Origin of the sequence: Streptomyces flavofungini (assembly GCF_041028215.1) — a bacterium.
Classification (GTDB): Bacteria; Actinomycetota; Actinomycetes; order Streptomycetales; family Streptomycetaceae; genus Streptomyces; species Streptomyces flavofungini_B.
In genome coordinates, this window is record NZ_JASKYR010000156.1 from 1 (window position 1) to 13377 (window position 13377).

The window sequence follows — 13377 nt, forward strand, 5'->3', positions numbered from 1 at the left end:
GTCGCCGCGAGCCGCCTGACCTCGATCAGGGTGTGGAAGGTGGGGCGGCCGATGGCCCAGGCGATGGCCGTCGGCGTACGGACGCCGTCGGCGAGCCGCAGCAGGGCCCGCTGCCGTACGGTGATCCGCTGCCCCGGCGCGGGCGGGCGCGGCACGACGGGCGCGGTGTCGAGTTCCGGGCAGGGCCAGACACTGTCCAGGAGTGCCCGGCGCCGCCGCGTCTCGCGCTCCACGGCCTCGACGGCCACCGGACGCACCCGGCCGAGCCAGTGCGCCACCCCGTAGCGGAACCGGGTGGGCCCGCCCGCCGGGCCGAGCACGAAGAAGGCGGCGTCGAACAGCGCGCCGAGATGGCAGACCTCCAGCTCGCCCGCGGTGACCCGGCCGCTGTCCACCAGGTGCCGCCCGACCTCGTGCCGGGTGCCCGCGAGCGAGAGCGCCTCCTGCCAGCCCTGCGCGGGCAGCACGCCACCGGCCGTGAGCAGGACGTCTATGCCGGGCGCCGCCGGGCTCTCGGCGTGCACGACACGGCCCTCGACGAGGTAGAGGCTGCCCTGGTCGCGCAGGAGCGCGCCGGTCGCCCGCTCGCCCGCCAGGCGCGTCAGCATCGGCGAGGTGACGGGTGCGGTGATCCGCATGGCGTCGGTGTTCACACCAGCACCAGCCGCTCGGAGAGGTCACGCAGGCGTATGCGGGCCAGGGCGAGGTTGCCGGTGTGCCGGTCGAGCCAGAGGTAGAGGAAGACGCTGCTGTCGAAGGTCGTCTTGACGAAGCGGATCAGGTGGAACCCGCCCCGGGTGGTGACCATGAGGTCCTCGACGGGGAGTTCCTTGCGGTCCGCCCCCGGCATCCCCGTCCCTGTCCCCGGCTCGGGGGCCGCGGGGGCGAACGCCTCGTACTCGGCCGCCGAACGCGCGACCTCGGCGGTCTCCGCGGCGGTCGCCTCGTGGTCGCCGTTCGGGGAATCGCCGACCGAACCGAGGGCGAGCCCGCTGGTCCAGTCGACGATCGCCGCTCCGCGTGCGCCGGGCAGTGTCATGGCTTCGAGCAGACACTCGTCGATACCGGGCACGCGGCTCCCCTTCCCCAGGGTTGAACCGGGTGGCCCCTAACCACCCGACCGGACGCCGACTGCCGTCCGGTGTGAGGAAGGTACGCAGGAACGGTGGAGGCTCCACGCGGATGGGCACTTTCCAGGGGAACATGCCCGACCCCGACAGGATCGGGGCGTTGTGCGGCCGGGGACGGTCCACACCCGACCGCATCCGGCAATCAAATGCTCATTCCTCGCCGCGCGCCTTCAGTACCACCTTGTTCACCGCCCACAGCGCGATGCCGATGGCGACCAGCACCCCGGCGCGGATGTAGACCTCCGCGGGCCGGTCGGCGAGCGGGCTCGCGAGGATGAGCGAGGTCACGGCACCCAGCACCGGAAGGACCGTCGGCGTACGGAAGTGCTTGTGCCCGACGCGGTCCTTGCGCAGCACGAGCACCGAGACGTTGACCACCGCGAAGACACAGAGCAGCAGGAACGCCGTGGTGTCCCCGAGCCCCTCGATCTCCCCCGTCGACACCAGGCCGACGGCGAGCAGCGAGACGAAGACGATGCCGACGACGGGCGTACGCCTGTTGGCGAGGACCCGGCCCATGGCGCGCGGCAGGATGCGCTCGTTGGCCATGCCGTAGCAGAGCCGCGAGGCCATCATGATGTTGATCAGCGCCGAGTTGGTCACCGCGAAGAGCGCGATCAGCGCGAACAGCTTGTGCGGGAAGTCGACGCCGCCCGCCTTGACCACTTCGAGCAGCGGACCGCTGGACCCTTCGAGCGTCTCGCTGTCGACGAGCAGGGACGAGACCAGCGCCACGAGCACGTAGATGGTCCCGGTGACGGCCACCCCGATGAAGATCGCCCGCGGGAAGGTCCGTACGGGGTCCTTGGTCTCCTCGGCCATGTTCACCGAGTCCTCGAAGCCGACGAAGGCGAAGAAGCCGAGCGCGGTGGCGCCGAGGATGCCGGTCATCAGCGCGTATCCGGAGCCGCCCGTCTCGAACTCGGTCAGCCGCGAGGGCTCGCCGTCCCCGCTCAGCACGGCGTACGCGCCGATGGCGAGGATGATGGCGAGCCCGGTGACCTCGACGAGGGTGAGGACCACGTTGGCCTTCACCGACTCCGAGACGCCCCGCAGGTTGAGCGCGGCGAGGAGCACGATGAAGAGGATGGCGACGAGGGTCGGCGGCAGCGCGTCCCCCGTCAGCTCGCCGAGGTAGTCGCCGCTGAAGGCACGGGCCGCCGCGCTCGCCGACGACAGGCCCGAGCACATCACCATGAACGCGATGATGAAGGTGAGGAAGGGCGCCCTGAACGCCTTCTGGGCGTAGAGCGCGGCACCGGCCGCCTTCGGGTACTTGCCGACCAGCTCCACGTACGAGGCGGCCGTCAGGATCGCCACGACGAAGCCGATCGCGAACGGCAGCCAGAGCGCGCCGCCGACCTTGCCCGCGACCTTGCCGGTGGTGGCGTAGATGCCGGTGCCGAGGATGTCGCCGATCACGAAGAGTATGAGCAGCTTGGGGCCGATGGCGCGGTGCAGCGCACCGTCCTCGGCGGGTGCGGGTGCGCTGGTGGATGTGCCGGTCGCCGTCACAGGTGCCTCCCCCGGGCCCGAGAAAACCTCTGGGGAGGGATCTGCCCGTGATGCACATCACTAACCGCGAGTTGAGCAGGCTCAGAGGTACGGGACCGGCGGGGCGGGCTCAGAGGTACCGGAGCGCGTCCCGCTCCGAGCCGCCGCCCGATTCCGCCACGATCTCGTCGAGCGTCTGCGGCTCGCGCGCGGCGGCGAACCGGACCTCTCCGTCGTTCGCGGTGAAACCGTGGATGCCGGGCCGCACGAGGCTGTTGTACGAGTAGTGCTGCGCGAAGTAGTAGGCGCCGGTGTCCAGGGCCGCGATGTGGTCGCCGGGACCGAGCCGCGGCAGCGGCCGGTTCTCGGCGAGCAGGTCGCCCGCGAAGCAGGCGGGCCCCGCGATGTCCTGGCCGACGGTGCTCCCGCCCTTGGGGCGCCCCTCGGTGTCGTACGCGGCGATCCGCAGCGGCCACGACGCGGGCGCGTACACCGTCCTGGTCGCCACCTGCACGCCCGCGTGGGTCACGGCGATGGGCCTGCCGCCCGCCTTCTTGGTGTACTCGACGCGGGCGAGGAGCGTGCCGTGCTTGGCGAGCAGCGAGCGGCCGAACTCGGTGACCAGGCCGTACCGCCCGTCGAGCAGTCCCGGCACCCGGGCCTTGAGGCGGCGCGCGTACTGGGCGTGGGTCGGGGTCTCCTCGTCGGAGCCGAAGTTGACGGCGAGGCCGCCGCCGATGTCGACGGTGTCGATCTGCCGCCGTCCGGCGCGTTCGTTGATCTCCTCGGCGAGTTCGTACGTGGCCCCGACGCCGCGCACCATCTTCTCCAGGGGCATGCCCTGGGAGCCGGAGTGCGCGTGCAGCCGCGTGAGCCACGGCCGGTCCAGATACGCCTGGACCACCCACTCCCGCGCGCCCTCGTCCCGCAGCGGCACACCGAACTTGGAGGTGGCCGTCGCGGTCGACAGGGCCCCGATCGAGCCGCCGCCGATCTGCGGATTGACGCGCAGGCCGATGGGCGAGGAGGTGGGCGCGGACTGGATCAGGGCGTCGACCCGGGCCAGTTCCTGGGGGTTGTCGGCGTTGACGGCGATGCCGAGGGCGAGGGCCTGGCGCAGTTCGGCCGGGGTCTTGGCGGGCGAGTCGAGCACCGTGTCGCACGGCGCGATCCCGGCGGCCCGCGCGATCGCCAGCTCACCGGGGCTCGCCACCTCGGCGCCGATCCCCGCCGAGCGCAGCAGCCGCAGGACCGGCACGAGCGGCGTCGCCTTGACGGCGAAGGCGTGCAGGACGGGGGTGCCCTCGGGGACGACCGCCTCGAAGGCGGACCGCAGGGCGGCGGCGCTCGCGCGGATGCCGGTGATGTCGAGCAGCCCCGCGACGGGGGCGGCGGGCGAGACGATGCCCTGTTCGACGGCGGCACGGACGGCGAGGTCACGCCGGCCCGCGGCGGCGGCCCCGGAACGGAGGTCGAGCGTCTCGTTCTCGTGCTCCGGGCGCTCGGTGTGCTCACCCGGGCCCGTGTGATCCATGCGGTCCATGCGATCAAGCCAACCACCACGACCGTTGCCCCCGCTGGCGTACTCGTGCAATCGTTCGCTATTGACTAGCTCTATTCATCGCTCCAGGATGTGAATAACAAGGTTGCAGCTGGATGAGCGAGGAGGCACCGCCCCATGTCAGGACCCCGCCCCGTACGGGCACCGCGCGGCACGGAACTGAGCGCCCTGGGATGGCAGCAGGAAGCCGCCCTCCGGATGCTCCAGAACAACCTCGACCCCGAGGTGGCCGAGCACCCCGACAAGCTCGTCGTCTACGGCGGCACCGGCAAGGCGGCCCGCGACTGGCGCTCCTTCGACGCGATGGTGCGCACCCTCAAGACCCTGAAGCAGGACGAGACGATGCTGGTCCAGTCGGGCCGCCCCGTCGGCGTGATGCAGACCCACGAGTGGGCGCCGCGCGTCCTGATCGCCAACTCCAACCTGGTCGGCGACTGGGCGAACTGGGAGGAGTTCCGCCGCCTGGAGCAGCTCGGCCTCACGATGTACGGCCAGATGACCGCGGGCTCCTGGATCTACATCGGCACGCAGGGCATCCTCCAGGGCACCTACGAGACGTTCGCCGCGGTGGCCGCGAAGAAGTTCGGCGGCACGCTGGCGGGCACGATCACCCTCACCGCCGGTCTCGGCGGCATGGGCGGCGCCCAGCCGCTCGCCGTCACGATGAACGACGGCGTCGCGATCTGTATCGACTGCGACCCGCGCGCCATCGAGCGCCGCATCGAGCACCGGTACCTGGACGTGCGGGCGGACTCCCTCGAGCATGCCCTCCAGCTCGCCACCGAGGCCCGCGACCAGCGCAGGCCCCTCTCCATCGGCCTGCTCGGCAACGCGGCGGACCTGCTCCCGCGGATGCTCGCCGAGGGCGCCCCCATCGACATCGTGACGGACCAGACCTCCGCCCACGACCCGCTGGCCTATCTGCCGACCGGTGTCGACTTCGACGACATGGCGACGTACGCGGCGAAGGACCCGGCGGGCTTCACGGCCCGCGCCCGCGAGTCCATGGCCAAGCACGTGGAGGCCATGGTCGGCTTCATGGACGCGGGCGCCGAGGTCTTCGACTACGGCAACTCGATCCGCGGTGAGGCGCAACTGGCGGGCTACGAGCGCGCGTTCGCCTTCCCCGGCTTCGTCCCGGCCTACATCCGACCGCTCTTCTGCGAGGGCAAGGGCCCGTTCCGCTGGGCGGCGCTCTCCGGCGAGGCGTCGGACATCCACAAGACGGACAAGGCGATCCTCGACCTCTTCCCGGAGAACGAATCGCTGCACCGCTGGATCAAGATGGCGGGGGAGCGGGTCCACTTCCAGGGCCTGCCCGCCCGCATCTGCTGGCTCGGCTACGGCGAGCGCGACCGCGCGGGCGAGCGCTTCAACGACATGGTCGCCTCCGGCGAGCTCCAGGCCCCCCTCGCGATCGGCCGCGACCACCTGGACTGCGGTTCCGTCGCCTCCCCGTACCGCGAGACGGAGGCCATGCTCGACGGCTCCGACGCGATCGCCGACTGGCCCCTCCTGAACGCCATGGTGAACGTCGCCTCCGGCGCCTCCTGGGTCTCCCTGCACCACGGCGGCGGCGTCGGCATGGGCCGCTCGATCCACGCGGGCCAGGTCTCGGTCGCCGACGGCACCAGGCTCGCGGGCGAGAAGATCCGCCGCGTCCTCACCAACGACCCCGGGATGGGCGTGATCCGGCACGTGGACGCCGGGTACGACATCGCGGAGACCGTCGCCGGGGACCGCGGGGTCCGCGTGCCGATGCGGGAGGGGGAGTGACGAACCGCGTACCGCCGCCCGGAAGGCCCCCCTCGTTCCACGAGATGTGGCGGGACCTCGTCCCGCTGGGGCGCGACGCCCGTTCAGGGGGCTACCGCCGCTACGCCTGGACGGGCGCGGACGCCGACTGCCGGTCCTGGTTCAAGCAGCAGGCCGAGTCGAGAGGCCTCACCTACGAACTGGACCGCAACGGCAACCAGTGGGCCTGGCTCGGCGACCCCAGGGCGGGCGACGCCGTGGTCACCGGCTCCCACCTGGACTCCGTCCCCGACGGCGGCGCCTACGACGGCCCCCTGGGCGTCGTCTCGTCCTTCGCGGCCCTGGACGAACTCCGCGCGAGGAACGCGGAGTTCGCCCGCCCCCTGGCGATCACCAACTTCGCCGACGAGGAGGGCGCCCGCTTCGGCCTCGCCTGCGTGGGCTCGCGCCTGACGGCGGGCCAGCTCACGATCGAGGCCGCGCACAGGCTGCGGGACGGCGACGGCGTGACCCTCCCGCAGGCGATGGAGGCGGCGGGCTACGACCCGTACAACATCGGCCCCGACCCGGACCGCCTGGCCCGCATCGGTGCCTTCGTGGAACTCCACGTGGAACAGGGCAGGGCCCTGGACCTCACCGGCGACCCCGTCGGTATCGCCTCCGCCATCTGGCCGCACGGCCGCTGGCGCTACGACTTCCGGGGCGAGGCCAACCACGCGGGCACGACCCGCCTGGCCGACCGCAAGGACCCGATGCTGACGTACGCGGAGACGGTCCTCGCCGCCCGCCGCGAGGCGGAACTCGCGGGCGCGGTGGCGACGTTCGGCAAGATCTCCGTCGAGCCGAACGGTGTGAACGCCATCCCCTCCCTCGTGCGCGGCTGGCTCGACTCCCGCGCCGCCGACCAGGACACCCTGGACACGGTGGTCACCGGCATCGAGAAGGCGGCCCGCGCCTACGCCGACCAGCACGGCGTCGACCTGGACGTCGTACGGGAGTCCTTCACCCCGGTCGTCGAGTTCGGCCACGCGCTCCGCGACGAGCTGGGCGTGATCCTCGGCGGCCGTGCCGCTCGCCCGGTCCCGGTCCTCGGCACGGGCGCGGGACACGACGCGGGTATTTTGTCCGCCTCCATCCCCACCGCCATGCTGTTCGTACGGAACCCCACGGGCGTCTCGCACTCCCCGGCGGAGTTCGCCGCCGAGGACGACTGCGTGGCCGGGGTGAACGCACTCGCCGACGTACTGGAAGGGCTGGCGTGCAGGTGAAGACGGACACGTACTGGCTGGAGCACGCCTGGCTCGGCACCCACGTCGAACCGGGCGTGGCGGTGGACGTGGAGGCGGGCCGGATCAGATCGGTCCGCAGGGACCTCGAAGCACCCCCGCCCGGCGCGACGGTCCTGCGCGGTCTGACGCTCCCGGGCCTGGCGAACGCCCACAGCCACGCCTTCCACCGCGCACTGCGCGGCACCGTCCAGGTCGGTTCGGGCACGTTCTGGACCTGGCGTGAGGTCATGTACGGGGTGGCGGACCGCCTGACCCCCGAGTCCTACCACGCGCTGGCCCGCGCGGTGTACGCGGAGATGGCGCTCGCCGGTGTCACGGCGGTGGGCGAGTTCCACTACCTGCACCACGCCCCCGGCGGCACCCCGTACGCCGACCCGAACGCGATGGGCGAGGCCCTGATCCAGGCGGCGGCGGACGCGGGCATCCGCATCACGCTCCTGGACACGGCGTACGTGGCGTCGGGCCTGCTCGGCGCCGGGCGCGGCAAGGCCCCCGACCGGCACCAGCTCCGCTTCTCGGACGGTACGACGGAGGCGTGGGCGGAACGGGTCTCGTCCCTCAAGGGCGCCGACCACGCCCGGATCGGTGCGGCGATCCACTCGGTGCGGGCGGTCCCCGCCGCCCAGCTGGGCACGGTGGCGCGGTGGGCGGCGGACCGCGCGGCCCCGCTCCACGTCCACCTCTCCGAGCAGACGGCGGAGAACGAGGCGTGCCTCGCCGTGCACGGCTGCACCCCGACGCGCCTCCTCGCGGACCACGGCGTCCTCGGCGCGCGGACGACCGGCGTCCACAACACCCATCTGACCCCCGAGGACATCGGCCTCCTCGGCGGCTCCACGACGGGCACGTGCATGTGTCCGACGACGGAACGCGACCTCGCGGACGGCATCGGCCCCGCGCTCGACCTCCAGCGCGAGGGCAGCCCGCTCTCCCTCGGCAGCGACAGCCACGCGGTCATCGACCTCCTTGAGGAGGCGCGGGCCATGGAGCTGAACGAACGCCTGCGGTCGCGTACGCGGGGCCACTGGACGGCGGCGGCCCTGCTCCGGGCGGCGACGGCGGACGGTCACGCGGCGCTGGGCTGGCCGGAGGCGGGCGTCATCGAGCCGGGCGCCCTCGCCGACCTGACGACGATCGCCCTGGACTCCGTCCGCACGGCGGGCCCGGTTCCTCGGCTTGCCGCCGAGACGGCCGTCTTCGCGGCGACGGCGGCGGATGTCCGTGACGTGCTGGTGGGGGGCCGTTCTGTCGTACGGGACGGGGTCCACGTCCTCGTTCCCGACGTCGCGTCAGCGCTGACGGAGGCGATCGCGGCGCTGAGAGACTGAAGCATCCCCCGGTCCCGTCCTGGACATCTTCAGCCCCTCCGGCGTTCGAGGAGCGGGGTCCGGGGCGGAGCCCCAGTTTCGGGAAGGGGCGGGMTCGGGGAAAGGACCACCCACCCACAGCTGCGACCATGGAGGGCAGACGAAGAGAAACGGGAGGGGCGCGATGCCTGAGCGCGGGCAGACAACAGAAGAGCACCGGATAACCGAGGCGGCGGAGCCCAAAGGCACCGCCGCCCGCCGCCGCACCGGAGCCCTGGTGACCCTGGTCCTCGGCGGCCTCACCGCGGTCCCCCCGCTCTCGATGGACATGTACCTCCCGGCCCTCCCCGAGGTAACGGACGCCCTGCACTCCCCGGCCGCGACCGTCCAGCTCACCCTCACCGCGTGCCTCCTGGGCATGGCCCTCGGCCAGCTCGTCGTGGGCCCGATGAGCGACAAGTGGGGACGCCGCAGACCGCTCCTCATCGGCCTGCTCGTCTACATCCTCGCCACCGCCATCTGCGCCTTCGCCCCCACCGCCGAGCTGCTCATCGGCTTCCGGCTGCTCCAGGGCCTCGCCGGGGCCGCCGGGATCGTCATCGCCCGCGCGATCGTCCGCGACCTGTACGACGGCGTGGAGATGGCCCGCTTCTTCTCCACCCTGATGCTGATCTCCGGAGTGGCCCCGGTCGTCGCGCCGCTCATCGGCGGACAGGTCCTGCGCTTCACGGACTGGCGCGGCATCTTCGTCGTCCTCACCGGCGTCGGCATCGCCCTGACCCTCCTGGTGTGGCGGGTCCTGCCCGAGACCCTCGCCCCGGAGCGACGGCACGGCGGCGGCACCGTGGAGGCGCTGCGCACCATGCGCTCGCTCCTGGCCGACCGCGTCTTCACCGGCTACATGATCGCGGGCGGCTTCGCGTTCGCCGCGCTCTTCGCGTACATCTCCGCCTCGCCCTTCGTGATCCAGGAGATCTACGGTGCCTCGCCGCAGACCTTCAGCCTCCTGTTCGGCGTGAACTCCGTCGGCCTGATCGTCGTCGGCCAGATCAACGGCAAGGTCCTCGTCGGCCGCGTCAGCCTGAACAGGGTGCTCGCCTTCGGCCTCACCACCATCGCCGTCGCCGCCGCCGCGCTGCTCCTCATGACGACCGGTGTCTTCGGCGAGCCCGGCCTGTTCCCCGTCGCCGCAGGACTCTTCGTCCTGATGTCGGCGATGGGCCTCGCCATGCCGAACACCCAGTCGCTCGCCCTCGTCCGCACCCCGCATGCCGCCGGGTCCGCCTCCGCGCTCCTCGGCACCTCCTCCTTCCTCGTCGGCGCCGTCGCCTCGCCGCTCGTGGGCATCGCGGGCGAGGACACGGCCGTCCCGATGGCCGTCGTCCAACTGGTCTGCGCGCTGGCGGCCATCGCATGCTTCGTGGGACTGTGCCGCCCCTGGCAGCACAAGCCCACGGAGGAGGCGGACCACTGAGCTCACCACGACTCCTGCGCGCCGGTACCCCCGAGCGCGCGGGCCTCGACCCGGACGAGATCGGCCGTCTGGTCGCCGAGGTGCGCGAACTGACGCGCGGGCCCCGCCCCTGGTGCGCGGGCGCCGTCGTCATCGTCGGCCGAGGCCCCGTCATCGCCGCCGAGGAGGCGGCGGGCTGGGCGGTGCGCTACGCCTCGTACGACCCCGGGACCGACCGGGGCGTCGAGCTGCCCCGCGAGTGGCGGGTCCCCGTGCGGGTGGACACGCCCTTCGACCTCGCCTCGCTCACCAAGCTCTTCACCACCGTCGCCGCCGTGCAGCAGCTCGAACGCGGCACGCTCGGCATCGACGCGCTGGTGGGCGCGTACATCCCGGAGTTCCGGGGCGCCGCGGAGCACGGCGTCACCGTGCGGCAGCTGCTCACCCACACCTCCGGGTTCCGGCCCGAGCTGCCGCTGTACGACTGCCCCGACGACGCGTCCCGGCTCGCGGCGCTGCGCGCGGAGGAGCCGTCCGGGGAGAGCGGCGCGTACGTCTACAGCGACCTGAACATGCTCCTGCTCCAGCACATCCTGGAGCGCCTCACCCGGCGGCCCCTGGACGTCCTCGTGCGCGAGGGCATCACCCGGCCGCTCGGCATGGCGGCCACCGGTTTCGGGCCGCGCCCGGACGCCGCCGCCACGGAGGACCAGCGAAGACCGTGGGCCAAGGCCGACCGGGGGATGCTGCGGGGTGTCGTCCACGACGAGAACGCCTGGGCCCTCGGCGGCGTCGCCGGGCACGCAGGGCTCTTCTCCACCGCGCGTGACCTCGCGGTCTTCTGCCGGACGATCCTCTGCGGGGGGTCCTACGGGCGGGCCCGCATCCTCGGTCCCGACTTCGTCGAGCTGATGCTGATGGGGAGCGGACTGGGGTTCGGGATCGACCAGCCCTGGTTCATGGGGGAGCTCGCCGGGCGCGGCGCGGCGGGGCACACCGGCTTCACCGGGACCTCCCTCGTCCTCGATCCCGCCACCGACACGTTTCTGGTGCTTCTGGGCAACGCGGTGCATCCGCGGCGCGGGGCCCTGGACAGCGGGCCGCGGGCCCGCGCGGCCACCCGGCTGGCTCGGGCCGCCAACCGCTAGGGGCCCCGCGCCCCCGTAGACTCCCGGGGTGAACGTGCCGATCTCCGTCAGTCCCGCCGACGCCCTGCGGGCCGCCCTCGCCGGGCTGCTCGACGGGCTGCCGCCCACGCAGGCCGCCCGTGCCGTCGATCGGCTCATCGCCAGCTACCGGGGGCAGACGCCCACCGACGCGCCGATCCTGCGGGACCGGGCGGACGTCGCCGCCTATGCCGCCTACCGCATGCCCGCGACCTTCGAGGCCGTGTGCTCCGCGCTGGGCGCGCTCGCGGACGCCGTGCCAGAGGAGTGGGCGCCCGGCAGCCATGTGGACATCGGCGGCGGGACCGGGGCCGCCACCTGGGCGGTCGCCGAGACCTGGCGGGGCGAGCGGCCCGTCACCGTGCTCGACTGGGCCGAGCCCGCGCTCGCCCTCGGGCGGGAACTCGTTGCGGCCGTACCGCAGTTGAGGTCCGTACGGTGGCAGCGCGCCCGTATCGGGGCCGCACCCGCGATCGAGGACGCCGATCTCGTCACCGTGTCGTATGTGCTGAAGGAGCTGACGGAGGGCGACCGGCGCTCCGTCGTCGACGCCGCCGCGGCGGCCGGGCGGGCCGTCGTCATCGTGGAGCCGGGGACCCCCGACGGGTATGCCAGGATCATCGAGGCCAGGGACCGCCTGATCGACGCGGGCTTCCGGATCGCCGCGCCCTGCCCGCACAGCGCCGCCTGCCCCATCGAGCCCGGCACGGACTGGTGCCACTTCTCGGCGCGGGTCAGCAGGTCGTCCCTGCACCGGCAGGTCAAGGGCGGTTCGCTCGCCTACGAGGACGAGAAGTTCAGCTACGTGGCGGCCACCCGGTTCGACCCCGTGCCGCCCGCCAACCGCGTCGTGCGCCGCCCGCAGATCCGCAAGGGGCAGGTGCTCCTCGACCTGTGCGCGGCCGAGGAGCTGCTGCGCAGGGAGACCGTGACCAAGCGGCACGGCCCCCTCTACCGCGCGGCGCGCGACACGGACTGGGGCGACGCGTGGCCGCCCCGGTCCGCGGAGTGACTCAGGAGCCCGCGCCCCACGTGCCCTGGTTGACGGCGCAGCTCCAGCCGTTGCCGCGCACGGAGAACTTCACCCGGTAGTTCCGGGTGTTCAGCAGGTGCGTGCGCACCTTGACGCCGAGCTTCGCCTTGGGCGCGAGGCTCTTGTCGTAGACGGTGACGGTCTTCGACGTCCTGCGCGTCACCTTGCCGCCGGTCGGCGTCGCCTTGCCGAACCGGATGTTCTTGACGTTGGTGACGGTGAAGCTGACCTTCTTGAAGGTCTTGGTGCTCTTGCTCTTCAGCCCGAAGTACAGGCCCCCGTTGGTCACCCACCCGTTCCGGTCGATCTGGAAACGGGAGGTGTAGATGATGTCGATCGGGCAGCCGGAGCTGCGCGGCGCCGCGCTCGGAGCGGCCGATTCGGTGCGTGCGGTCGGCTTCGCCGACGCGGACGCGGCCCCCGCCATGCCGAGCTGTGCGGCGGTCAGGGCCCCCGCGGTCGCCAGAATCGCGGCGGACGTGCGCATACGGTTCACTGCGCTGATACCTCTTCCCCCTGGGCCAGGACACCGCCCGGCCCGACTTTTTGGTTGTCGTGACACGTCCGCACACATGGGTGTGTACGGCCGTGCGCCCGTATTTGGTATCACGTGGGGGACGCGTGGTGCGCGTGAGGAGGGGAGTCGGGACAATTTCGTGAACTTCTTAACTTCTTCTTACGTGCGGTGACTATCCAGGTGCCCATGCCCACCAAGATCAGTTCTCCCGGCCATGCCCGCAAACGGTCCGAGACCCGTTTCCTCGCTCTCTCCGTCGCGCTGGCCCTCACCGCGGCCGGCGCCACCACCTACGCCTTCACCGCCGGGGCGGAGCAACCGCGCGGCGAGCGGGTCGAGTTGGCGGTCGGCGGGGGCACCGCCTATGTCGACACCGCCTCGCTCGGCGTGCGCGCCCGCACCCGCGACGGGCGTGACCTCACCCTCTCCGACCCCTCCGGCACCGGCCTCGGCGCGCCGGGCCCGGTCACCCGCGGCGGCGGCGCGGCCCGTTGGAGCTACCCCCAGCGCGGCATCGACGTCACCGCGCGCACCGACCACGGCCGCCTCGCGCTGCGGCTGCGGGCGCACTGCGACACCTCGGTCAGCTGGCCCGTCACCGGCACCGACCGCGCCGCCGCCGCGCTGCAACTGCCGCGCGGCGAGGGCCTGGACATCCCCGTCGGCGACCCC

At 72.6% G+C, this 13377-nt stretch carries 11 protein-coding genes and 1 pseudogene; 7 read left to right on the forward strand and 5 right to left on the reverse strand.

The genetic code is table 11. The features are described from left to right. The 4 genes from AB8Z36_RS13530 to AB8Z36_RS13545 form a co-directional block, all read right to left on the reverse strand. Positions 1-638, reverse strand: a 638-nt coding sequence (locus tag AB8Z36_RS13530; RefSeq protein WP_369213524.1) for a transcriptional regulator, incomplete at its 3' end; no start/stop codon positions are given. A gap of 11 nt (positions 639-649) precedes the next feature. Beyond that, a complete protein-coding gene (locus AB8Z36_RS13535) occupies positions 650-1072 on the reverse strand; it encodes a hypothetical protein (RefSeq protein ID WP_369213516.1) in 423 nt (140 codons plus the stop codon). A gap of 208 nt (positions 1073-1280) precedes the next feature. Continuing rightward, positions 1281-2645, reverse strand: a complete 1365-nt coding sequence (locus tag AB8Z36_RS13540; RefSeq protein ID WP_369213517.1) for an APC family permease — start codon at positions 2643-2645, stop codon at positions 1281-1283. Positions 2646-2754: 109 nt separating this feature from the next. After that, a complete protein-coding gene (locus AB8Z36_RS13545) occupies positions 2755-4158 on the reverse strand; it encodes a diaminopimelate decarboxylase (RefSeq protein ID WP_369213518.1) in 1404 nt (467 codons plus the stop codon). A gap of 144 nt (positions 4159-4302) precedes the next feature. On the opposite strand from AB8Z36_RS13545, the gene hutU reads away from it, so the two are divergent. From hutU to AB8Z36_RS13575, 6 genes are all read left to right on the forward strand, one after another. Beyond that, positions 4303-5961 (forward strand): urocanate hydratase, encoded by a 1659-nt coding sequence (gene hutU / locus AB8Z36_RS13550; protein WP_369213519.1) that lies wholly within the window; start codon positions 4303-4305, stop codon positions 5959-5961. Positions 5962-6005: 44 nt separating this feature from the next. Further along, on the forward strand, positions 6006-7208 hold the full coding sequence (locus AB8Z36_RS13555) for an allantoate amidohydrolase (RefSeq protein WP_369213525.1): 1203 nt from the start codon (positions 6006-6008) through the stop codon (positions 7206-7208). Continuing rightward, positions 7205-8557, forward strand: a complete 1353-nt coding sequence (locus AB8Z36_RS13560) for a formimidoylglutamate deiminase (protein ID WP_369213526.1) — start codon at positions 7205-7207, stop codon at positions 8555-8557. Before AB8Z36_RS13555 ends, AB8Z36_RS13560 begins: the two co-directional genes overlap by 4 nt. A gap of 163 nt (positions 8558-8720) precedes the next feature. Next, positions 8721-10010 (forward strand): Bcr/CflA family multidrug efflux MFS transporter, encoded by a 1290-nt coding sequence (locus AB8Z36_RS13565; protein WP_369213520.1) that lies wholly within the window; start codon positions 8721-8723, stop codon positions 10008-10010. Continuing rightward, the gene (locus AB8Z36_RS13570) at positions 9950-11137 is read left to right on the forward strand and encodes a serine hydrolase domain-containing protein (RefSeq protein ID WP_440581911.1); all 1188 of its coding nucleotides are present in this window, start codon (positions 9950-9952) and stop codon (positions 11135-11137) included. The genes AB8Z36_RS13565 and AB8Z36_RS13570 overlap by 61 nt, the downstream gene beginning before the upstream one ends. Before the next feature lie 28 nt (positions 11138-11165). Then, positions 11166-12167: a small ribosomal subunit Rsm22 family protein gene (locus tag AB8Z36_RS13575; RefSeq protein ID WP_369213522.1), complete on the forward strand. Its 1002-nt coding sequence runs from the start codon at positions 11166-11168 to the stop codon at positions 12165-12167. Between the two features lies 1 nt (position 12168). Here the strand turns inward: AB8Z36_RS13575 and AB8Z36_RS13580 are convergent, their stop codons facing one another. After that, on the reverse strand, positions 12169-12675 hold the full coding sequence (locus tag AB8Z36_RS13580) for a hypothetical protein (protein ID WP_369213523.1): 507 nt from the start codon (positions 12673-12675) through the stop codon (positions 12169-12171). 216 nt (positions 12676-12891) lie between these two features. On the opposite strand from AB8Z36_RS13580, the pseudogene AB8Z36_RS13585 reads away from it, so the two are divergent. After that, positions 12892-13377 (forward strand): annotated as a pseudogene (locus AB8Z36_RS13585) (glycoside hydrolase); the annotation flags it as partial.

Coding starts and splice junctions, on each gene's coding strand:
- AB8Z36_RS13545 (WP_369213518.1), bottom strand. CDS start 4,158: ATGGATCACACGGGCCCGGGTGAGCACACCGAGCGCCCGGAGCACGAG.
- hutU (WP_369213519.1), top strand. CDS start 4,303: ATGTCAGGACCCCGCCCCGTACGGGCACCGCGCGGCACGGAACTGAGC.
- AB8Z36_RS13555 (WP_369213525.1), top strand. CDS start 6,006: ATGTGGCGGGACCTCGTCCCGCTGGGGCGCGACGCCCGTTCAGGGGGC.
- AB8Z36_RS13565 (WP_369213520.1), top strand. CDS start 8,721: ATGCCTGAGCGCGGGCAGACAACAGAAGAGCACCGGATAACCGAGGCG.
- AB8Z36_RS13570 (WP_440581911.1), top strand. CDS start 9,950: ATGCTTCGTGGGACTGTGCCGCCCCTGGCAGCACAAGCCCACGGAGGA.
- AB8Z36_RS13580 (WP_369213523.1), bottom strand. CDS start 12,675: ATGCGCACGTCCGCCGCGATTCTGGCGACCGCGGGGGCCCTGACCGCC.